This is a genomic window from Psychromonas sp. L1A2, from assembly GCF_009828855.1.
GTDB lineage: Bacteria > Pseudomonadota > Gammaproteobacteria > Enterobacterales > Psychromonadaceae > Psychromonas.
The window spans coordinates 1,375,958-1,397,829 of the sequence record NZ_WUAG01000001.1 but is presented as its reverse complement, the minus strand read 5'-3'; the positions used below and the strand labels follow the sequence as shown (position 1 = coordinate 1,397,829).

18 protein-coding genes and 1 other RNA gene are annotated in these 21,872 nt (G+C 35.8%); 7 read left to right on the top strand and 12 right to left on the bottom strand.

Going from position 1 to position 21,872, the window contains the following annotated elements:
* Nucleotides 1-9: 9 nt before the first annotated feature.
* Genes thrC through thrA form a run of 3 tightly spaced genes read right to left on the bottom strand, consistent with a single transcriptional unit; the run spans nt 10 to nt 4,704 of the window.
* Entirely contained in the window at nt 10-1,287 is a 1,278-nt protein-coding gene (thrC, locus tag GQR59_RS06105; RefSeq protein WP_160061140.1) for a threonine synthase, read from the bottom strand.
* Entirely contained in the window at nt 1,284-2,240 is a 957-nt protein-coding gene (thrB, locus tag GQR59_RS06100) for a homoserine kinase (protein WP_160061139.1), read from the bottom strand. The genes thrC and thrB overlap by 4 nt, the downstream gene beginning before the upstream one ends.
* 1 nt (nt 2,241) lies before the next feature.
* A complete protein-coding gene (thrA, locus tag GQR59_RS06095) occupies nt 2,242-4,704 on the bottom strand; it encodes a bifunctional aspartate kinase/homoserine dehydrogenase I (protein ID WP_160061138.1) in 2,463 nt (820 codons plus the stop codon).
* Nucleotides 4,705-5,258: 554 nt separating this feature from the next.
* Here thrA and arcA point away from each other — a divergent pair.
* Nucleotides 5,259-5,975, top strand: coding sequence for a two-component system response regulator ArcA (gene arcA, locus GQR59_RS06090; protein WP_160061137.1), 717 nt, complete (start codon nt 5,259-5,261; stop codon nt 5,973-5,975).
* Between the two features lie 202 nt (nt 5,976-6,177).
* On the opposite strand, the gene arcB is transcribed toward arcA, so the two are convergent.
* Complete coding sequence (gene arcB / locus GQR59_RS06085) at nt 6,178-8,424, bottom strand: aerobic respiration two-component sensor histidine kinase ArcB (protein ID WP_160061136.1); 2,247 nt, start codon at nt 8,422-8,424, stop codon at nt 6,178-6,180.
* A 280-nt stretch (nt 8,425-8,704) separates the two neighbouring features.
* On the opposite strand from arcB, the gene folE2 reads away from it, so the two are divergent.
* The gene (folE2, locus tag GQR59_RS06080) at nt 8,705-9,625 is read left to right on the top strand and encodes a GTP cyclohydrolase FolE2 (protein ID WP_160061135.1); all 921 of its coding nucleotides are present in this window, start codon (nt 8,705-8,707) and stop codon (nt 9,623-9,625) included.
* Between the two features lie 222 nt (nt 9,626-9,847).
* Here folE2 and GQR59_RS06075 read toward each other — a convergent pair whose 3' ends face one another.
* Nucleotides 9,848-10,525: a pseudouridine synthase gene (locus GQR59_RS06075; protein WP_160062462.1), complete on the bottom strand. Its 678-nt coding sequence runs from the start codon at nt 10,523-10,525 to the stop codon at nt 9,848-9,850.
* A 208-nt stretch (nt 10,526-10,733) separates the two neighbouring features.
* Between GQR59_RS06075 and GQR59_RS06070 the strand changes: the two genes are divergently transcribed.
* The 3 genes from GQR59_RS06070 to GQR59_RS06060 all read left to right on the top strand — a co-directional run bounded on the left by GQR59_RS06070 (nt 10,734) and on the right by GQR59_RS06060 (nt 13,258).
* Nucleotides 10,734-11,624: a pseudouridine synthase gene (locus tag GQR59_RS06070; RefSeq protein ID WP_160061134.1), complete on the top strand. Its 891-nt coding sequence runs from the start codon at nt 10,734-10,736 to the stop codon at nt 11,622-11,624.
* Between the two features lie 432 nt (nt 11,625-12,056).
* Nucleotides 12,057-12,989, top strand: coding sequence for an AEC family transporter (locus tag GQR59_RS06065; protein ID WP_160061133.1), 933 nt, complete (start codon nt 12,057-12,059; stop codon nt 12,987-12,989).
* Nucleotides 12,990-13,060: 71 nt separating this feature from the next.
* Complete coding sequence (locus GQR59_RS06060) at nt 13,061-13,258, top strand: hypothetical protein (RefSeq protein WP_160061132.1); 198 nt, start codon at nt 13,061-13,063, stop codon at nt 13,256-13,258.
* A gap of 440 nt (nt 13,259-13,698) precedes the next feature.
* On the opposite strand, the gene GQR59_RS06055 is transcribed toward GQR59_RS06060, so the two are convergent.
* The 5 genes from GQR59_RS06055 to smpB all read right to left on the bottom strand — a co-directional run bounded on the left by GQR59_RS06055 (nt 13,699) and on the right by smpB (nt 18,055).
* Nucleotides 13,699-14,394 (bottom strand): MAE_28990/MAE_18760 family HEPN-like nuclease, encoded by a 696-nt coding sequence (locus GQR59_RS06055; RefSeq protein WP_160061131.1) that lies wholly within the window; start codon nt 14,392-14,394, stop codon nt 13,699-13,701.
* A 1-nt stretch (nt 14,395) separates the two neighbouring features.
* Nucleotides 14,396-15,478, bottom strand: a complete 1,083-nt coding sequence (locus GQR59_RS06050) for a DUF262 domain-containing protein (RefSeq protein ID WP_160061130.1) — start codon at nt 15,476-15,478, stop codon at nt 14,396-14,398.
* A 1-nt stretch (nt 15,479) separates the two neighbouring features.
* On the bottom strand, nt 15,480-16,601 hold the full coding sequence (locus GQR59_RS06045; RefSeq protein ID WP_160061129.1) for a DNA cytosine methyltransferase: 1,122 nt from the start codon (nt 16,599-16,601) through the stop codon (nt 15,480-15,482).
* A 519-nt stretch (nt 16,602-17,120) separates the two neighbouring features.
* Nucleotides 17,121-17,474, bottom strand: a transfer-messenger RNA (tmRNA) gene (gene ssrA, locus GQR59_RS06040).
* Between the two features lie 95 nt (nt 17,475-17,569).
* Nucleotides 17,570-18,055 (bottom strand): SsrA-binding protein SmpB, encoded by a 486-nt coding sequence (gene smpB / locus GQR59_RS06035; protein ID WP_025565722.1) that lies wholly within the window; start codon nt 18,053-18,055, stop codon nt 17,570-17,572.
* 402 nt (nt 18,056-18,457) lie between these two features.
* Between smpB and GQR59_RS06030 the strand changes: the two genes are divergently transcribed.
* Entirely contained in the window at nt 18,458-18,895 is a 438-nt protein-coding gene (locus tag GQR59_RS06030) for a type II toxin-antitoxin system RatA family toxin (RefSeq protein WP_160061128.1), read from the top strand.
* 79 nt (nt 18,896-18,974) lie between these two features.
* Nucleotides 18,975-19,274: an RnfH family protein gene (locus GQR59_RS06025; RefSeq protein ID WP_160061127.1), complete on the top strand. Its 300-nt coding sequence runs from the start codon at nt 18,975-18,977 to the stop codon at nt 19,272-19,274.
* Between the two features lie 140 nt (nt 19,275-19,414).
* On the opposite strand, the gene GQR59_RS06020 is transcribed toward GQR59_RS06025, so the two are convergent.
* Both GQR59_RS06020 and GQR59_RS06015 read right to left on the bottom strand, forming a co-directional pair.
* Nucleotides 19,415-20,650, bottom strand: coding sequence for an outer membrane protein transport protein (locus tag GQR59_RS06020; RefSeq protein WP_236546671.1), 1,236 nt, complete (start codon nt 20,648-20,650; stop codon nt 19,415-19,417).
* Between the two features lie 262 nt (nt 20,651-20,912).
* Nucleotides 20,913-21,809: a glucosaminidase domain-containing protein gene (locus tag GQR59_RS06015; RefSeq protein ID WP_160061126.1), complete on the bottom strand. Its 897-nt coding sequence runs from the start codon at nt 21,807-21,809 to the stop codon at nt 20,913-20,915.
* Nucleotides 21,810-21,872: the final 63 nt, after the last annotated feature.

Genomic DNA, 21,872 nt, shown 5'->3' with positions numbered 1-21,872 from the left:
ATAAATGGCTTATAAAGACATTAATAGTTCACGTACTTTTGCAAAATCAACCGGGAACTCTTTTGATAACAAAGGTAGCTCTGCACGTGATGCTAGCTCTTCAGGAATGAAAATTTCACGCCCTAAAATCCCTTCAACGCTTTCTCTGAATTTAGCAGGGTGCGCTGTACATAAGAATAAACCAGTTTCATTTTCTTTTAGTTGTTTAGTCAACTCATGGTAAGCAATAGCACCATGCGGTTCACATAAATAACCTAATTTATCCATGTCGATTAGAGTCTTTTTAGTCTCTTCGTCAGATAACTTACCGTAACCTAACTCAGATAAAGACCAACCTTTCACTTTGAATAACTCTTCAATACGTGGCCAGTTATTTGGTGCACTTACATCCATTGCATTTGACAGTGTTGCAACCGTCTTTTTAGGTGCCCAAGTACCTTCTTGTAAATAACGCGGTACCGTATCATTTTCATTGGTTGCAGCAATAAAGCGTTTAATCGGTAAACCGAGTGCTTTTGCTAATAAACCTGCAGTCAAATCACCAAAGTTACCACTTGGTACTGATACGACTAAGTTTTCACGTTGAGCAACTGATAACTGTGCAAAAGCTTCAAAGTAGTAGCAAATTTGCGCAACTAAACGGCTAATATTGATTGAGTTAGCAGAGTTTAGACCTACAGCTTGTTTTAATTCTTGATCATCAAACGCTTGTTTAACCATTGCCTGACAATCATCAAAATCACCTTCAATTGCCACAGTGGTAATGTTACCGCCTAATGTGCAAAATAGTTTTTCTTGTAACGGACTAATTTTACCTTTCGGGTAAAGTATAACCACGTTGATATTCTCCATGCCAAAAAAGGCATGTGCTACCGCAGCACCAGTATCACCAGATGTTGCAGTAAGAATCGTTATTTTCCCATCATCTTTAAATTGCGCTAAACATTGCGCCATAAAACGGCCACCAAAGTCTTTAAACGCCAATGTAGGTCCGTGGAATAACTCTAAGGCATTGATATCTTGAGTTACTTTTTTCACTGGAGCAGGGAAAGTAAATGCTTTAGATACGATATCAAATACGGCTTCTTTACTTAGCTCGTCACCAATTAAGTGCGATAAGATTTCAGTTGAGCGATCGACTAAATTCATTTCAAGTAATGCATCAATATTATCTAATTGGCGAATATTCTCAGGAAAAAACAAGCCTTGGCCACGTCCTAGTCCTTGTTTAACAGCTTGTTGAAAGTTTACTTGTTCGCTGTTGTCTGTGATGTTGTATAAATTCATAGTTCTTTTCCTAACACGCGTGCACCCTGTTCATCAAGGTGACAAATATGACAAAATCCTTCTTCATTTTGAAGGAAGTTTTCTGTTAACCAATTTTTTAATAATTCAGCTTGCGGTAAGTCAGTCATCACTGCAAATACCGTTGGCCCCGACCCAGAAATTCCCATCGCTAATGCACCACTTTGTTGTGCAAATAAACGCGCTTGGTCGAAACCTGGGATTAGCTGTGAACGATAAGGTTCTGCAATAACATCTTTTAACATAGAAGCAGCTAAAACTGGCTGATTACTATGACAAGCATGTACAAATGCACCTAAACGGCGACCGTAAGTCAATGCGTCAGATAGACGATATTGTGATGGTAAAATATCACGAGCAGCAGACGTAGAAATAGTAATGCCAGGATAAGCAACAACCCAGTACCACTCTTTAAATGAAGGAATCGTTTGGCTAATTTCGCCACCTTCATTAATCATCAACTGCATTCCACCAAGATAACATGGTGCAACATTATCATAGTGAACACTGCCACTAATTTTGCCTTCCATTTCACCCATAATCGTTAACATCGCATGTTCATCTAACAGATAATCATGCCATGCATTTAACGCTTCTAATGCCGCAACAATTGAGCTTGAACTAGATCCTAACCCACTGCCTACAGGCAAGTTTTTCTCTAGTGTCATTGCAACTGGTAATATTTCTTTGTTCAATTTTGCTATTGTTTCTTGATAAGCTAAATAACAGTCATAAACAATATTGCTTTTAAAATCATCTGGCAATTTATGTGAGTATGGACCAACACATTGTAACGAAAACCCATAATCACCTTTGGTGATTTTAACGCGGTCACCTAGTGGTGAACCATCAATCGGCGTAAGTGCTCCACCTAACACATCAAAACCTACACTCACGTTAGCTGTTGAGGCTGGAGCATAAACAACAATAGACATCTTAAAACTCCTGTTTCCAGTTCAACGTACGAAGTACATCAGCAAACACACCTGCAGCGGTTACTTCAGTACCCGCACCATATCCACGTAATACTAACGGGATTGGTTGGTAATATTGGCTATAAAATGCTAATGCATTTTCGCCATCTTTTACTTTATTTAACGGATCATTTTCATCAACCGCCATAATACTACATTTACATTTACCGTCTTCAATACTACCAATGTAACGTAAAACTTTGCCTTCTTCATTAGCTTTATCTTGTAACGCTTTGAAGTAAGCATCGGCTTCGGGTAAACGTGCCATAAACTCATCTGTTGTACCTGTATCATCAAAACCAGGTGGCAATGCTTGTTCAATTTCTACATCGTCTAAGTTTAACTCCATACCGGCTTCACGTGCTAAAATCAGTAATTTTCGCGCGACGTCAGTACCACTTAAATCATCACGTGGATCCGGTTCAGTAAAACCGATATTGCGTGCTTCAATTGTCACATCAGAAAATGATTTACCTTCATCTAACTTACCAAAAATAAATGATAATGAACCCGATAAAATACCATTAAACTTAACTAAACGGTCACCTGCATTAAACAGATTTTGCATGTTTTCAATAACCGGTAAACCAGCACCTACGTTAGTATCATATAAAAATTTACGACGCTTCATTAATGCTGTTAAACGTAACTGATGGTAGTAATCCATACTACTTGTGTTGGCTTTCTTATTCGCAGTAACCACATGGAAACCAGCACCTAAGAAATCGACATAGCGCGCTGCAATCCCATCGTTACTCGTACAGTCAACAATCACAGGGTTAATAATGTGAGAACCGTCGACTAGTGCTTTCATTGATACTAATGACAATTCATCCGTTGCATCTTTTAATAGGTCGCGCCAATTATTTAAATCAACACCTTCCACATCTAAGATCATTGCTCGGCTATTGGCTACACCACAAACACGGATAGCAATATTACGTTCAGCTAAATAGCTTTGTTGACGGTGAATTTGGTCAACTAAAGCACCACCAACACCACCACAACCAATCACAAATAAGTCGATAAATTGTGCTTTACTAAAGAAGCTATGGTGACAAGCAGTCACGGCTTCATTGGCTTTTTTCTCAGACACAACCGCAGAGATAGAGCGTTCAGAAGAGCCTTGTGCAATCGCTGTCACATTGATAGACGCATCTGTTAATGCCATTAAGAAACGCGCTGCAACCCCTTTTTCTTTTTTCATGCCATCGCCAACCAGTGAAATAATCGCCTGTTTATCGATGACATCAATCTCTTCTAATAAGTTATTTTCGAACTCTAATTTGAACTCTTCATTTAACGTATCAATGGCTTTTTGCGTATCATTTGAATAAATACAAAAGCTTAAGCTGTATTCTGACGAAGACTGCGTAATAAGGATAATAGAGACACCAGCACGGGAAATCGTCGTAAATATACGTCCAGCCATGCCAACAATGCCTTTCATGCCAGGGCCTGAAATGCTTAGCATACTCAAACCTTTCAGGTCTGAAATACCTTTTACGCGTAACTTTTGGTCACTTTTTTGTGCACTAATCAACGTACCTTCCGCTTGAGGATTATGTGTATTTTTAATTAAACAAGGAATATGATGCTGCGCAATCGGTGCAATTGTTTTTGGATGCAAAACTTTAGCACCAAAGTACGACAATTCCATTGCTTCTGCATAGCTCAGTGATGTTAATAATTTAGCATCTTTTACTAGACGAGGATCACAACTGTAAACACCGTCTACGTCAGTCCAAATTTCACAACATTCAGCTTTCAAACACGCGGCTAATACAGCGGCAGAGTAATCAGAACCATTACGGCCTAGTACTAATGTTTCACCTTCTTCATTACCAGCAGTAAAACCAGGCATTAGATAAATAGCATTACTAACAATCGCTTCTTTAGCAAATAACTCACGTGATGCTTTAATGTCAATTTGCGCTTCTAAATAACCCCCTTTGAAAGAGATTAATTTTTGCTGCGGAATGATCATTTCAACATCTTGGCCTTTAGCAATAAGGAGTTGCTTCATACAAGCAACACTTAATACTTCGCCTTTACTTAAAATACGCGCTTCAATACTAGGAGGACATTGACCTAATAAACGGACCCCCTCTAGCAATTGAGTCAATTCAGCAATTTCGTTTTCAAAGGTATTGCGCAACAATTCATCAGCTAATTCAACGTAGGTTTCTTTTAAGCCTTGAATTAATTCAGAAAATATTTTTTGAATTGCAATTAAATGTTCGTCAGCAGACAATCCTTGGCTGGTTTTTTCTACTACCGCAACTAAGTTATTGGTCACCCCAGATGGTGCCGATAATACTAGTGCAATTTGAGACTGTTGATGATTGTTAATAACAATATCAGCAACCTGATTGAAACGTTGAGCATTTGCTAATGAAGTGCCGCCAAATTTAAGTACGCGCATCGTACCCCCCTGCTTTAATACGAAAAAACCCGCCATCAATAGCGGGTTTTATGAATGTTGAACTTACTCTTTTACAAATAACAAAGAGCACTGCGCACAAAGCGCAGCACTTTTCTGTTTGAACTGAGAAAATGAAGTAAAATCCATGTGTGTTAATAGTTTCGTTAAATTTATATCGTTCGATTATATCAAAGCTTATTGCGTACTGGAACAAACAACCGAACTAGGTTGCAACTAATTAGCATAACAAATAACAAAATGTTAACTATAGTCATAGAAGCATTGATAAATATCAACTAGATAAGGTAAAAGTACCGTTTAGTGACAGAATAAGTTGTTATCTATATGTTAAGTAATTACACTTTGATTACTGAAAACTAAGATTTTTTAAACCGTATTCGCTTTCACTTACACATTTTGTTTAAAAAACAGCCAGCATTTAGTGCGGTAAAGAAGTTTCACTTAACCTTTTTAATGTTAAATCAGTTAGTTTTAAACTAAAAAATGTTAAATCAGGTTAAGAAAAGAATTATTAATTTTATAGGAGTCAATTCATGTCTAGCGCTAAAATTTTAGTTGTAGAAGATGAGTTAGTTACACGTAGCACATTGAAAAGTGTTTTCGAAGCCGAAGGTTATCAAGTTTTTGAAGCGAACGATGGCACAGAAATGCACCAAGTTTTAAATAATAATGACATCAACCTTATTATTATGGATATCAACTTACCAGGGAAAAATGGTCTTTTATTAGCACGTGAAATTCGCGAGCATAAACAGATTGCATTAATTTTCTTAACAGGTCGAGATAACGAAGTTGATAAAATTTTAGGATTAGAGATCGGTGCTGATGATTACATCACTAAACCGTTTAATCCACGCGAATTAACCATTAGAGCCCGCAACTTATTAACGCGTACTATGCAAGATACTTTGTATTTTGAAGAAATACGTCAAAAGGTTGAACATTATAAGTTCAGTGGTTGGACGTTGGAAATAGACAGTCGTTCATTAATCAGTCCAAATGGCCAAGTATTTAAATTACCGCGTAGTGAATTTCGTGCAATTTTACACTTTATTGAAAATCCAGGGAAAATTCAAACCCGTGCAGATTTATTAATGAAAATGACGGGTCGTGAATTGAAAACTCATGATCGTACTGTTGATGTGACCATTCGTCGTATCCGTAAACACTTTGAAACAGTACCTGAGTCAGCGGAAATCATTTCAACCATTCACGGTGAAGGTTACCGTTTTTGTGGTGAATTAGAATAATCTGTTTATAGGTTATAAGTTGAAATAATAAGCTGACTACCCCTAACATAGGGTGACAGACTTTTAGTTAAAAAGGCCTGCTATATTACTAGCAGGCCTTTTTCGTTTTACGCTATCACTTAAATTTCAGCTTCAATACTCACTTCACTTTTACTTCAAAATGAAAGCTCACTAATGAATATTTAGTAAATCCCCCAATAAACTAAGCATTAGCAACAATCCATTTTTTAAGCTCTTTGACATCTTCTAAATACAGATTCTTAATTAACTCATGCCAATCATCAATATTATCCCACCATGCAGGCAAATCTGGAGATTGCATTTTTTGTGCTAAGTTTTGAATACGTAACAGTCCAACAGAAGCTGCAGCCCCTTTTATTTTATGTGATTTATCAACAATCCCTAGTTCATTTTTAGCGACCATATGACTATCTAACACCGCTAAATATTCAGGCATTAGTTGCTCAAATAACGACACATTATCCAACATCACTGAAAGCGGTAAAAACTCCATTAACTCTTTTAACATAGGTTCGTTAAACAGGACTAACTCTTCGTCAATAGGCTCTACCTCTTGCACGTCCTCTTCAATGGTCGAGATCATAATACGGTCACTAAATTGACGTTCGACCATGGTATTAAATACCGATAAACTAAACGGTTTACCAATCGCATCATCCAAACCTTTGTTAACAAACTCTTGAGTATTGGAGAATACGTTCGCAGTTAACGCAACAATTGGAGGGAGTTTAGGATGTTTTTCACGTAAACGACGAGTCACTTCAAAACCGTCCATATCAGGCAATTGAATATCCATTAATATCAATTGATAGTCTGACGCCGCGACTTTATCAATCGCTTGTTGCCCATTCATTGCGACATCGACTTGATGTCCTTGTCTTTCTAGTAAGGCACGCGCAACGAGAATATTTAACTCAATATCTTCCACTAACAATATAGATAAAGGAGGAACGTTAAAGTCCCCTTTATGTTTTTTCTCAGGAGAACAGGTACTTGGTAAATCCAATGTAAAGATGCTCCCTTTACCTAATTGGCTGGTCACCGTTAATCGACCATTCATCGCTTTTACTATTTGGCTAGAAACAGATAATCCAATACCCGTTCCCGTTGCATGACGCTCACCTTTCACTTGATAATACATAGCAAATATTTTATCTAACTTGTCTTCAGGGATACCAACACCTGTATCCTCAACTTCAAAACATAGCCATTTTTTATTGCCTTCTCTACGATGACTACAACGGATATTCACCTGCCCTTGATCAGTAAACTTAACGGCGTTAGTGATTAAGTTCCATAATACTTGGCGTAGACGTGTTCCATCCGAATAAAGACATTTAGGTAAATCACCTTTCTGCTCAAACACTAACTTAAGCTTCTTTTGTTCCGTTTGAATATAAGCAAGACTTTGTAAGTCATTCATAAAATCATCAACGATAATACAATCATTTACTAAATTTAAGCGTCTTCTATCTAGTTTATCTAGATCGACAATATCATTAAAAATATTACCTAACGTAATCGCACTCATATGAATCGTTTTAAGATATTGAATTTGTTCTTTATTAAAACTTTCATCTAACAACATACGACTTAAGCCAACAATACCGTTAAGTGGTGTACGTAGCTCATGACTAATAGTTGAAATGAAAGTAGTTTTATCGCGACTGGCTTTTTCTAAAAATTCTTGATGTTTTTTACGTTCAGTAATATCGCGTCCAAAACCAATTAAGCCAACACATTCATTTTGACTATTAAATAAAGGTAACGCGCGAATTTCAAAATAACCTAACCGACCGTTCGGATATGACAACCAAGTTTCGTGAATTTGTTCACTGTGTGTTTTGATTACTTTTTGGTGGCGTAATGAGACTTCTGCTGAATATTCAAGGGAATAAATATCCTTAGGCTTTAATCCCACCAGCTCTTTTTCTGTTTTACCAGATAATATTTCCATTGCTTTGTTACAACTAACGAAACATTCATCTAAATCACGATGGAAGATTAAATCAGGAGAGGTATCAAAAAACGATCGTAATAAGCCAGTACCTTCACGTAACCTTTGTTGTGTTTTTTGATGTTCTACTATTTCTTTTTCTAGCAGTTTGGTTTTAGCTTTATCGTCTTTTAGAATGTTCTCTAACTTTTTAACCGTTAAAGCAAGGCGATGTCTCGCATTATCCAAATCTCCTACAACAACACTTAAAAAATAAACCGCCCAAGGCGTAATAATTAACCCTAAAATCACCGAGCGATAAATATCAGCGGTATCCAATTTTTCAGAAAAGACTTGGGCAATAATAATTTGCAAACAAGCATCAGCGAAAATAATGGCAAAAGCTAATAACAAACTAAATTTGATTGGTCCCAGTCGTTTCAATAAAGAAACATAATAATGAACCCAGGTTTTAAGATTAAATAAACTCACACATCCTCACAATAATAATGGCTGAATCACTATTTTTGCATTGTACCGACTTTTCAGTGATTAACATTGATTCAATCTCGATCAATCATTAAATAACTTAGTTTTAAGCTCATTTACCTCGCTATCCCCTATGATTTATAAAGTATAGGGATAAATTATCAATCACTTAGTTAAAACCTTTGTATTTCATGGTTTTTAATTTTTCATAACCCGTTTATAATGCGCGCTCAATTTCATAATCATCTATCCATGTAAAGCATGTTGAAGGGAGCCTTATTGAATGGCAATGCCAGATATCGCAAATAGCGCACAAGCTCAAACTGAAGGAACGCTCGATCGCGTTGGTATGAGTAATATTGAGTTACCATTGATGGTACAAACAGATAACTACCCTGCTCAACAAGTTAGTGCAAAGGTTGAGTTATTTGTAAACCTGGGTGACCCACAAGCAAAAGGCATTCACATGTCGCGTTTGTATTTGCAATTAGATCAGCTTTCTACGGAATCTGAATTAACACTGCAAACATTAACGATATTATTAAATGGATTTATTGAAAGCCACATTGACTTAAGTACAGAAGCTTTTGTAAAAGTTGAGTTCGATTATAACTTACGTCGTAAATCGTTAATCAGTGAAAAACGTGGCTGGAAAGCTTACCCAGTAGTGATTATTGGACGTTTAATTGATGGGGTATTCGACTTTGAACTACAAGTAGATGTACCTTATTCTTCAACTTGTCCATGTTCAGCGGCATTAGCGCGTCAACTAATCCAAGAAGCATTTAGCAAGCAATATGAACAACAAGAAAATGTTGCGAAAGAAGACATTTTAACTTGGTTAGGCTCTACACAAGGTATTGTGGCGACACCACATAGCCAACGTAGTGTTGCTCAAGTTAAAGCAAAACTAAATGAGTCTGCAGATAACTTTCCAATTATTGCATTAATTGACTTAATTGAAGCAACATTGAAAACACCAGTACAAGCAGCCGTTAAACGTGAAGATGAGCAAGAATTTGCACGTCTAAATGGTCAAAACTTAATGTTCTGTGAAGATGCGGCACGTCAATTACAATACGCATTGAATCAACAAACACAGTTCTCTGACTTTTGGTTACGTGTAAACCATTACGAAAGTTTACATGCTCATGATGCAGTATCAGTGACAACTAAAGGTATTAAAGACGGTTACAAAGCTTAAGATTAAATTCACAATAAGCCTTCGTTTTTTATACGTTTTATAGTTCTGCATAGCACTGAATAAAACAATAAAAAAGCCCTTAATCAGCAATGACTAAGGGCTTTTTATTGTCTATAAAATCAGTGTACTGCCTGATGACTTCACTGTCTAATATGCAAGCTCATTAGTATATGAGTAAATATTGTATAAAATAGTGAATACTTTATTTCAAAATAAAAGCGTTTATTGACCGTTTACAGGCGTTATAAAAGGCACATCCGTTTTAAAGCATATCGTCTTTTTAGTATATGGATGTTGAATAGATATTTTGCTCGCATGTAATAGCAAACGAGGAGACAAGGCTAATGCCACTGGATCAGCATAAAAGTCATCACCTAAAATAGGATGTCCGATCGCCATCATATGTAAACGTAATTGATGAGTACGGCCAGTGACTGGCATTAATTTAACTAATGTACTTTGCTCTCCGTAACTCACCACCTCATAAAATGTTTTACAAAGTTTACCTGCTTTTAAGTCAACCTTATGTTTAGGCGGATTATCTGTATCTTTGATTAATGGGAAATCGATACATCCTTTCTCTTCTTTAACATGACCCAATACACGAGCGTAATATGTTTTCTTTGTTTCACGTTCTTGAAATTGTATTTTCAACGCCCTTTCTGCATCTTTACGTAATGCAAAAATAATAACGCCAGACGTCGCTAAATCTAAGCGATGTACCGTATGACTATCAGGATGTAATGTTAGCAAACGACTGTACATACTATCATGACGTTCAATATCTCGCCCTGGTACAGACAAAATCCCTGCAGGTTTATTAAACACAATCATATCTTTATCTTTATAGATCGTATCTAACCAAGGTTCAGTAGGAGGATTATACAAGAAGTCATTCATCGGCTTGTCAGTTAGTTGTTTAAACAAGTGGCAAAGATACCTATTTACTAATAATTTTTCAATGGATGAAACGCCCATTTGTGGGATAGTTGTGGGGATAGTTGTGGGGATAGTTATCAGCATAATCATAACCCAGCTTATTCAATTGCTAATGAGATATTAAATTAAAAAAACAACACATGTTATAGTCAATAATTTAGGCAGCTAAATGGCAATATCACCATATCCTTCAAAACTGAGTTTGCCTATCGTCAACCCAGGCATCACTACAGTATTTGAATACCTGCTTATAAAATTCCCTTATGTTAAACCGAGCGTTTGGCAACAGCGTATTCATGATGGCAAAGTGCATTATCATGATGGCTCTCTAGTCTCGATGCAATCACCCTTTCAATCACAACAACGTATTTACTATTACAGAGAAGTTGAAAACGAACCTCTCATCCCTTTTTCGGAAACCATATTATTTCAAGATCAGCACATTCTAATCGCCTATAAACCGCACTTTCTTGCTGTTACGCCAGGCGGTGTTTATGTCAATGAGTGTTTACAAAATCGTTTACGTCGACGCACTGGCATTGAATCCTTACAAGCATTACATCGTTTAGACAGAGTCACAGCAGGATTAGTGATGTTCTCAGTGAACCCTGACTCGCGAGCGCTTTACCATGATTTATTTGAAAATAGAAGAATACATAAAACCTATCAAGCCGTGGCGAATATTACAAAAGGTCAGGTTTTAATCGATAAAGAATGGCAAGTCCACAATCGTATAGAAACCAGTAAACCACGTTTTACAATGCGCATCACTGAAGGAGAAGCTAACAGTCACTCTATGATAAAATGCATACAACAAACGACTCAACAGGCCTTATTTGAACTAACCCCCGTCACAGGTAAAACCCATCAGTTACGAGTCCACATGCAATCATTGGGTTGGCCGATAGTAAATGATAAATACTACCCACATTTACAGCCATTATCGGAAGATAATTATTCAACCCCATTGCAGTTATTGGCTAAAAAACTCAAATTCATAGATCCACTTACCCAGCAACCGAGGCACTTTCAATATGAGGGTAATTTATCATTGCTTTAAGTGTGCTATTAAATGACGTATTAATTAAGAGTCGAATGAAGTACTTAAAAATAGTTATATCAATGGAATTAAATAAGTGATCAGAGATTGCGCAGGAAAAATTAACACTAATAAGGCGTGAGTTGTAGGAGATAGTTGTTCTCACTTCAAAACTCACAACGCAGTTAGGGGTGATTTTAACCAGCAAGAATGATCACCTTATTAATTCTTTTGGTATTAGTACTCAACTATCAACTTATCATTTGCCAACTTATCATTCATCAATTTAACATCCATCATCACATACTTGAGTTAAACCTATCGGACTTAGACTAAATAGAGAGTGGCTCTCTATACTTTAACCTTTTGCTTTCATATACTTCTGCCTATTAACTTACAAAAACCTATTTATCTATCGATTAAATAAACCATTATCTATACCTAGGAACAACGATGTCGACAATCATATTCATATTCCTCGTTATCCTTCTAGGCTTTTTAACGGGACAAATTCTATATCGTAAAGCCACGATCAATTTAGATAAAATCAAGCTGTTCACCACCTTTCTGGCAATGCGCTTTACTATCCCGTTATCCGTCATGCTCGCAATATGGCAATTAGAACTACAAAGCTGGAGCTTAATCTGGCTCCCTATTATTGGTTCTGCCATCTTATTGTCAGGATTTTTAATTGGCTGGTTAGTGTCAAAATCCTTTCGATTACCTGGCATACAACGTGCCGTTGTTGCACCCGCAGGAGCCTTTACCAATATAGGAGCGATAGGTTCACTAGTAGTGTTTGTCTACCTTGGAGAATCAGCTTTTGCACTAGTACCCTTATTTAAATTATTAGAAGAGTTTATTTATTTTGGCTTCCTATTCCCCTACGCAGAACGTTTTTCAACATTAAAAACAATAAAGAAACGAGCACTTTGGAAAGATCCGACCTTGCAAGCCATGTTTGCAGCCTTAACCTTAGGTGCCATATTAAACTTCACAGAAGTGGTTCGTCCAGATTGGTTTAAAGATGTTACATCGGTTTTAATACCGTTAGGCACATTCTCTATGATGATAACAGTTGGTTTAGTATTTCGATTCAATGCCATCTTACAACACTGGAAAATTGCATTGGCATTATCACTTTCTAAACAGATGCTCTTACCGGTTATCGCCTATTTATTAGTGGTATTAACAGGGCAAGCAGACGCTTATGATGGTTTAGTTCTACAAATCGCCGTGCTCATAGCCACCATGCCAATCGCATTTATTGTTATTTTACCCGCTTCTATCTACAAATTAGATCAAGGCTTAGCCAATTCATGTTGGGTAATGAGCTCATTGGTATTTCTGGTTATGTTGCCTTTCTACTCAACGTTTTTAGTGTAGATATAGCTTAATTAAAAGGAATGAAATAGTTTGTTACATTTACAGAGAAACTATTCATTATATGACTGGGTTTGACAGTAAAAACAGCAGTTTTACCTGAAGGCTTGAGAGCCACTAAATACTTAAAATTTTCTAAAAAAACAGAGTGGGAGCATGTTGTACCTGCAGAAAATTTTGGACGCTCTTTTATAGAGTGGCGTGATGGCGATGACTCATGCTTAGACAGCAAAGGTAAAAGCGTTACAGGGTGTAAGTCCGCCAGTAAATAAATCGTTATATGCAATCAGATTGTACAATCTCTGCCCTACTGCTGGAGCAGTTAATTCATTAAAAAGTAATTACAATTAACTATGATACCAAGTGAAAAAGCGACTTTGGCTCTTATTCGATGAAAATTGAGAATAAAAAAGTAGAGCTACCAGAATCAGCTCGAGGCCGAATAGCTAGAGCACACTTGTATATGGAAGAATCATATAGTCGTTACAAAATGAGTAAGGCGCAAAAACAACCAATGGATACTTGGGATAAAATGTATTCGGTTTATAATAGAGTTTGAAGACCGCTTGAAAAACCATCTGTAAAAATGGTAATTATACAGAATTATTTACAGGGTCTAATTTTCCAATATCAATTAACGGCAATTTTAACATTGTTAACGCAATCAATTAAGAACTAGATGCACATATTGGCTTTCAGAGTATAATTTCATTTATTGTAAATAATACTTTCTCTTAATATTTTTATTAAAGACATTTAAAACAAATTTCATATAAGAAAAAACTTCTTTTTTTATCTCTGATAATTCGTCAAATGTATAATTTCTGCCACAATCACTAAATGAAACATCCCCATGTGCTAAATTGTTTCTTTGTGTTTTGACAGTAAGAAGTTTTCCAGCAGGCTTAGTCATTATCGCTTTTGATGTTAATCCATATGCTTTTACGCATTCTTTAATTTTTTTACCATCAACATTTCCAGAAATTCCAATACCATCTAGAGTCCTTGGGATTGTCAGGACATAATTGGTAAGATCATTGATAATTGAATATACATGATCTAATTTCTTAGACTGCTTCGGCTTTTTAGTAAAATATTCAGACTCATATTCAAGCCACATTTTTTTAACTTCAGGGATCAAATTATCATAGGATGTTTCCGAATTATTTATTTCGTCACAAAGTGATTCAAGAGTGCTCTTGAATGACGATTCAATTAAATTATATAAAAGTATAAATGAGTTTGCTTTTAGTATTTTCTGAATTTCTCCATCAATTTTTTTAACTTTCCGTCTTTTCCTATCCTTAAAATATAATGACGCTTCATCTTTAATCACATTTTCAACAAAAGAAAAATATCTATCTATTTCTTTGGTTCGTTCGGTGAACTCTAAAATAATATTTTCCATATTATTTTTTGCCTAATAAATGTAATTTAACAAAATCAATACGACCAACAAGATTCGATTTATTATTTGCAGCATCCGAACGAGTGACTGCTCTAAACTCATCTGAATCAATCCAACTAGTGTTTACAGTCACCAAAGTAGGAACTTCCTCTAATGCTTTAGCCACTCCAATTGCAATAGCTTCAAATCTAACTCTAGGTGTGGAATTTGCTTTTTCAGCTTTCTTAAAGCCCAAAGGAAAGTTATTATTAACAAAAGTAAGCATTGATTCAAATTTTAGCTTTAATTCTATTTCAACATCACTATTGAATGTTTTTATTGAATTTTTCATATATTTGTCTAAAAATAACGTCACTCGACCGTTATACCCATTTAATGTATCAGAGTATGCAAAAAACCTTAATACACGCTCAGTTCCCTCTGCCCTCAAACCAACTTTATCGCTAATAGGGCAAAGTTTCTTAAATAAACTATTTTCAGAACATTCTTTAATAAAATCCCAGAATGGACCAGCATAAGCCCCTTTCCTTATTTCGGCAGATTTAAGTTCATCACTACCAGTATTTATCCTTTCAAATAAATCATGTCTTGCTGCCCCATCTGTATTTTCACCCAGAAAGATAGCTTTTAAGCCTTTATTTAGAAATCGACGTTTACGTATAGGTGGTAAATCCCAAAATGTCATTTTATTGAGAAGAGTTAACTTTTCAAGCCCTTTAAGCTTTAGTTTTCCACTTTGAAACTCTTCAAGAGTTCTAATCCTCTGAGAACCATCAACGACTTCCATTCTTCCCAATATATCTGCGAAAAAGAAATATGGAATAGGAATGCCAAGTAATATTGACTCAATAAACTTGGATTTCCTTTCAACATCCCAGATAAACTCTCTTTGGTAATCAGGGATATAAATTATACTATCTTCGATTTCCTCCCCTTCAATATAATTAGTTGCTAGGCTTTTTCTATATTTATCTATTATAACTTCTATAGGGAACTCTAATGTATCAAAATCGAATAATGTAATATTTTGTTTGATTTGCTCTTCAATTTCATGACTATCTGTAAATTCATTTACCTTTTCCATGTCAAAGTTCCTGTAAGGATAATAAGTATAAGTCAACTAGCATAGCACTAATTTTTGGAGGAACTGCATTTGCAATCATCAGGTGTAAATTACCTCTTGTTTTATATTCTGTAAAACTAAAGAAATCAGGAAAACCTTGAATACGCGCAGCTTCATGTGGTGTTAATGTTCTACGTCTTAATGGATGTACAAAACGCCCCTGTCCCATGGTGCTAAATCCACGAGTAATTGTTGTTGATGGTTTATCCCAACTTAAACGACCGTAAGACGTTGGATAAGTATGGCTTTTATTCTTGTGACAATCAGGTCTTAAATCGTTAGGCAAATCATACATATTATTATCAAAGAGGTAATCAATTCTTTCTGTATGTTTCGTTTTAGAAGGTGTTTCAAAGGTGTCTTTAGAATTTTCACAATTATCAATAATGTCTGCAATTACATCCGAAAGCACTGATTTTGATTTATAAGATACTAAAGAAAGATCTAGTTGTCTGAGGCTTGCTACTTGTATATGGCGCACTCGTTTTTGTGCTATGCCGAACTCAGCTGTTTTAACCACTAAATTGTCAACTGTGTAACCTATTCCCTTTAAAAAATCTGCGCTTGTAGTTAATACATCATCAGAGTCATGCTTAATGTTTAACACATTTTCTATGATCACAAATTGAGGTTTGCACAGCTCTACAAAGCGAATAACTTTTAAGTATAATTTATTACGGGGATCTTTTGAGCGAGTATGATTATTCAACCTTGAATGTCCTTGACAAGGAGGTCCAGCTAAAAGCACATCGATGTTTGTATTTTCAGACTGTAGTTTCATCTCTGCTTCAGACAATTGATCACCAGGATAATTACTAATTAATTCTCCGATATCACCTTTAAAAATTGACGATAAGCTATGAGAAAAATTTTTTTCGTAAGTACTTGCTGCTTGTGGGTTTAATTCAACGGCAAGCTTAATATTACTTGATAACTGATGCTTTTTAGCAGCCTCAATCGCTCCGAGAGTTAAGCCACCACATCCCGAGAATAAATCCACAATATTTAATGCATTAGGAAACTGTTTATAATTAGGGGTGTCCCTCTCAGTTAACCATTCATTGTTACAAATTTCATTGCTCATAAAATCACTTACACAATACTAACTAAAAATAAAAAAAGGATAATATCAAAATAGTTTGTCTTTATTGATTAAATTAATTATGAATAAAGAAGACCACTCATCTTTTATTTATAATTACCTTACTGACAAATTAACCTCATTTACAAGGCCAATACTCCTCACTAATTACTGTTTATTTAAACAGCCCGATTGTAATCTAAATTCCAATGAACAAATACTTCTATATAGTTATTTAAAACCATTAACTCCTTTTAATGAATAACAGCAATTAAAAAATGGAGCACGTATTTTCATAAATTAAGTTAATTGGGGTAAGTCTGCTGAAGCCTACTTTTTTAAAGTCTTAAAAATAGTAAATTAATTCAATAAATTAAAAAACTATAACGTAACATAATATATAAAATTTACATGACTACGAGGTAGGACTAAAATTATCAGGCATAAAAAAAGCCCGTAATATCAATTGGTGATTGACGTTACGAGCTTTAGTCGATTCCTAATATTTTAGAATCTAGTAGGTGGTGGAGATGGGGGGAGTCGAACCCCCGTCCGAAAAACCTACATCCTCGGTACTACATGCTTAGTCAGTTATTTGGTTAACTCGTTAATCTCCAACTGACAGGATATTAAAAAGCGAGTCCGATACTATTTCGCGGTTCACCCTCGAACAAGGTTCCCTCGCTATCCGATGTAAATGACCTTCCGAATCCCTACCCATTGGAAAAGCGCGGGTGGAAGGCTAGCTAGCCTAAGCTGCTAGAGAGTAGTTAGAGTCGTTTGCAACTATAACGTTGGCGGCTTTTTACGAGGCCAACCGCCACCTCGGCATGCACCTTGGGTTTCAAGAATCTCGTCGAGTCCTAAATCATCCCCACAGTGGTTAGTGATAAATCACCAACAAGTTAAGTCTAACAAAGCTAAGTGATGCAAGATAGTATTATCTTGCATGTTGTTTGCTAACTGCTTGTTTATCGAACGCTATGCTTCATCATACGTTCTTTTTGAACTTGCCATTCACGATCTTTAACATCACTACGTTTGTCGTGATCTTGTTTACCTTTTGCTAAAGCAAACGAGATTTTTACCCACGCATGTTTCCAATAGAGTGAAATTGGAATAATAGAGTAACCCTGTCGTTCAACTTTACCGACTAAGTTATCAAGCTCACGGCGTTTAAGTAATAATTTACGATAACGTAAAGGATCACAAACTACGTGTGATGATGCTGCGAGCAATGGTGGAAATGTTGCATTAAGTAAGAAAGCCTCTCCATTTTTTAAGAAGATATAACTATCTGCAATATTTGCTTTACCTGCGCGTAAAGATTTTACTTCCCAACCTTGTAACTCAATTCCCGCTTCAAAGCGTTCCTCTAAGTGGTATTCATGAGAAGCACGTTTGTTACGTGCAATCGTATTGTCGTTATTTTTTGGTTTTGAGTTTTTTTTAGCCATAACCTGCATTATACCCTTTATCATTCAAGGTGGAAAGTTCAGCAAGCATTGAAATGAACAGGATCTAGGCAGAAAGTTGGAGATATAACGGGTTAAATTATAACTTTCTAACCACTAAGATGCTTACTTCATAATTTGCTTTATGCGTCGCTAGCTGAGAATCAACTTTGTAATACAATACTGAGTAATGATCAACTATTATCATCACCTTATGATCTTGATTTTAATCGACAAGCTAGTGACGGAGTAAAGCATGTTAATGACTGAACTGTCACTAACATTTGTTGTTAAATGATTATTTTATTTGTTGGAAAGTCACTCATTTATCAGCATTTTTTTGCTATTTTTTTTCAGTTCACGCATCGCATCGTGTAAGATACCCTTTTTCAAACGAGGTAAGACATGGCTCAAGTATCACGTAGCGCATTGTTGATGTATAGCGCACAAGAAATGTATCAACTAGTGAATGATGTGGATGCTTATCCTGAGTTTTTGCCTGGTTGTAGTGAAACGTCTGTATTAGTCGACCAAGCTAATTTAATGAAAGCGTCTATTAAAGTCTCTAAAGCAGGTATTAGCCAAACCTTTGTTACTGAGAATGCACTTGTACCAGGGAAGTCGATTGCAATGAATTTGGTTGAAGGCCCTTTTAAGCATTTAACAGGTGGTTGGACTTTTACTGAATTAGATGAACAAGCATGTAAAGTGAGTTTAGATTTAGAGTTTGAGTTTAGTAACTCTCTTATTGAGTTAGCTTTTGGTCGTATTTTTCATGAGTTGATCGGTTCTATGGTGAAATCATTTTCTAGTAGAGCTAAAACAGTTTACGGTAGCCGTTAATTTTCATTTTAGTTAAGTCTAAAGTTGAGTATTAAAATTAAGTGTTAAAATTAAGCGTTAAAGTTGAGAGTTAAAATAGATGAATCAGTTAATTGATATAGAGGTCGTTTACGGCCTCCCTCATAAACAAGTGTTATTGTCCTTAAAAGTACCTAGCGGCACGACTATTGAAAACTGTATTAAGCTATCGGGTATTGTTAAACACTTTCCAGAAATTATCCCAAGTAAAGCGGTTGTTGGTATTTTTAGTAAACCAGATAAATTAGAAAACACTGTCAAACAAGGTGATCGTATTGAAATTTATCGCCCATTAACAGCAGATCCGAAAGAAATGCGTAAGTTACGCGCTGAAAAAGCCAAACAAGCTAAAAACAACTAACTGATTACTGCAACTCACTTATTATGCGAATTTAGAATTTAGGTTAGTAATAATTTGTATTTCTATTGCTAATAAAAAAGCGCCCTTCGGCGCTTTTTTTCTTGATTTAATAAACGTTATTAATAGTAACGTAACAGAGCCTAAAATTCGTGGCTATATTGTACCGCTACTAATAATGCATCAGCATGTGTTGTACCGGTGATAGATGATAATGCAGTGCTTTCTGAAACAGATACGTTTTTACCTAACAAATAAGTAGCACCAAAATCCACATTGCTGCTTTCAGAGAAGTGATAAGTAAAGCCGCCTGAGAACCATTGGCGATCTGAGTCAGGTACTGAGATTGAAGTCACCTCATCTTGAGCGCTCATGTCGTACATATAGCCTGTACGTAATGTCCAAGTTTCATTTAAGTAATAAGTGCCACCAATTGAAAAGTGCATTGTATCTTTCCACTTATAAGTACTCACTGTACCTGTAGCGTCAGACTCTAATGTGTCGAATGAAGACCAACCAATCCATTGAACACTATAATGAACCGCATATTTGGTATCTGTAATACGGTGGTAACCAGAAAATTCAGCCATATCAGGCAATCCTAAATATAAAGAATCATTTTCAGTGGTTACATTATTACGAGTAACATCCCCCTCTACTTCTAACTCAGGGCTATAATGATAAGACAATCCAAAACGATTATTTTTATTTAATTCAAATACGGCACCTAAATTAAAACCTACAGCAAAGCCATCAACATCAGCATCTAAGGCAGTAATTTCAGCAACTCCAATATCTAGGGTTCGTTTTAACTCCCCTACTCCATAAATAATATCGATCCCAGCACCAACACTCCATTGTTGGTTGATACGGTAAGAAGCGGCTAACCCTAAATTCAAACTTTTAACATCGGTCAATCCACCAAACTCTGAACCTGTAAAGGAATCATCAAAATCCGTTCGAGTACCAAAATTACTATACAAATTAGCGCCAATAGCAAACTTATCGTTAATTGGAAAAATAACGTGAATATTAGGTGAAACAGAAACACCACCTGCATCATCATAATTTGAACTTGTTCCACTAGGAGCTGTTGGTCCTGTATAGACACCATCTGATATTGAAATATCAGTCTTTAAAAAGTTAACACCTAAAGATACCGCTGTTTTATCAAACAATGCCATTGCTGCTGCATTACGAGCCATAACTGACGCATTATCAGCAATAACAGCATCACCTGCAAAAGCACGACCTAACCCTGTTGCAGATTGTGAATTTAATTGAAAGCCCGCTGCATTGACTTGCAAAGCAGAAAGAGAAAGAGCACTAACGAGTAGTGTTTTTTTAAATAAATGAAGTCCTTGCATCCGAGTGCGCATATTATCATCCTTGGTATTTGGTGTAGTGAGTCCGAAGTGTTACAACATCACTTAATATTAAATAAGAAGAGCATAATTCAGAAAAAATAATTAGATTTAGTTATGCTCTGAAATCGTGATCCGGTGCAAATGCTTTCCATTAATTTATCGAAAATAGCTAAGTTGGGTATGGATTTCACAATTTTAATGGGTCTCTATAGTATTAAATTCAATAGTAAAATCGATAAGAATTAATACTATAGAGTAAAGAAAGTACGAATAATTAGTAGACGAGATGCACTAAATTATTGTCTGATAAAAAAGTATCATCGGTTACGCTTAGTTTGTTATAACGAATTAAACTACGAAGTCCGTCGATATAAGCTTGACCACGTTCAGAATATTTGATCAAGGTACCAGCCAATAATAAACCGGAAAAAGTTTTATTAGCAGCCACTTGTTTAGCGCGTAAATTACGCAGTGACTTATAAGCAGAAGTAGTATTAATGTTTAACATGTACCCTTCCACTGAGCCTAAAGGACTATCAAAACGAGCAATGCCGTAATTACCTAATTCAGTACGTTGTTGTTTTGGTTTAATGCCATTGCCGCTAAAATCCCATTGCCCAAAAAACGCATTTCCCTCAAGTGCAAATCGTGAAGTTCCCCATGCACTCTCTTCCGCCGCTTGTGCTAACGCTAAAGAAGGTGGAATAATATTAACGCGCTTCAATAATGTTTGTTTGTTTGCATTGGTTAAAGCCGTTATTTCATCTTCAATAACTTCATATTTAAGCGCAATAGAAATCAGTTCAGGAGAGATTAATTTAGCGGTTTTAACGATTTCTCGTTCACGCAAAATATTTTCATTTGAGACTAAAACTAACGGTAATATTAAACGTAGAAAAATACTTTTTTTATTTTCTACGGGTAGATTTTTAGAGATTTCTTGCCATTTTGGACTAACACTTTCAAACGTTAATCGAGGTACTTCTTTCACTCCATTTTCCCAATCTTCAGGGGTGTAATGTAGTTTTTTGAATACCGCATTGAGATCATCTAATGAGGTGATTTTTATTTCAGTTGGATTAGCCATTAGTTTTTCAGAGGTCGACAGATTCTCCGTACAGGCAGACAAAAACAACACACTAAGTAATGTAAAAATGATGATTTTTTTCATAAAGAGTAATTTCCAGAAAATAGTTAATGACACCTATTTTTATAATATTGGTATAACAGGTAA

Excerpts from the sequence above, each read along its gene's own strand:
- thrC (WP_160061140.1), bottom strand. The coding sequence starts at position 1,287 with ATGAATTTATACAACATCACAGACAACAGCGAACAAGTAAACTTTCAA.
- GQR59_RS06045 (WP_160061129.1), bottom strand. The coding sequence starts at position 16,601 with ATGAGCAATGAAATTTGTAACAATGAATGGTTAACTGAGAGGGACACC.
- GQR59_RS06065 (WP_160061133.1), top strand. The coding sequence starts at position 12,057 with ATGTCGACAATCATATTCATATTCCTCGTTATCCTTCTAGGCTTTTTA.
- thrB (WP_160061139.1), bottom strand. The coding sequence starts at position 2,240 with ATGTCTATTGTTGTTTATGCTCCAGCCTCAACAGCTAACGTGAGTGTA.
- GQR59_RS06015 (WP_160061126.1), bottom strand. The coding sequence starts at position 21,809 with ATGAAAAAAATCATCATTTTTACATTACTTAGTGTGTTGTTTTTGTCT.
- GQR59_RS06050 (WP_160061130.1), bottom strand. The coding sequence starts at position 15,478 with ATGGAAAAGGTAAATGAATTTACAGATAGTCATGAAATTGAAGAGCAA.
- folE2 (WP_160061135.1), top strand. The coding sequence starts at position 8,705 with ATGGCAATGCCAGATATCGCAAATAGCGCACAAGCTCAAACTGAAGGA.
- GQR59_RS06030 (WP_160061128.1), top strand. The coding sequence starts at position 18,458 with ATGGCTCAAGTATCACGTAGCGCATTGTTGATGTATAGCGCACAAGAA.
- GQR59_RS06020 (WP_236546671.1), bottom strand. The coding sequence starts at position 20,650 with ATGCGCACTCGGATGCAAGGACTTCATTTATTTAAAAAAACACTACTC.
- arcA (WP_160061137.1), top strand. The coding sequence starts at position 5,259 with ATGTCTAGCGCTAAAATTTTAGTTGTAGAAGATGAGTTAGTTACACGT.
- smpB (WP_025565722.1), bottom strand. The coding sequence starts at position 18,055 with ATGGCTAAAAAAAACTCAAAACCAAAAAATAACGACAATACGATTGCA.
- GQR59_RS06070 (WP_160061134.1), top strand. The coding sequence starts at position 10,734 with ATGGCAATATCACCATATCCTTCAAAACTGAGTTTGCCTATCGTCAAC.
- thrA (WP_160061138.1), bottom strand. The coding sequence starts at position 4,704 with ATGCGCGTACTTAAATTTGGCGGCACTTCATTAGCAAATGCTCAACGT.
- GQR59_RS06075 (WP_160062462.1), bottom strand. The coding sequence starts at position 10,525 with ATGAATGACTTCTTGTATAATCCTCCTACTGAACCTTGGTTAGATACG.
- GQR59_RS06025 (WP_160061127.1), top strand. The coding sequence starts at position 18,975 with ATGAATCAGTTAATTGATATAGAGGTCGTTTACGGCCTCCCTCATAAA.
- GQR59_RS06055 (WP_160061131.1), bottom strand. The coding sequence starts at position 14,394 with ATGGAAAATATTATTTTAGAGTTCACCGAACGAACCAAAGAAATAGAT.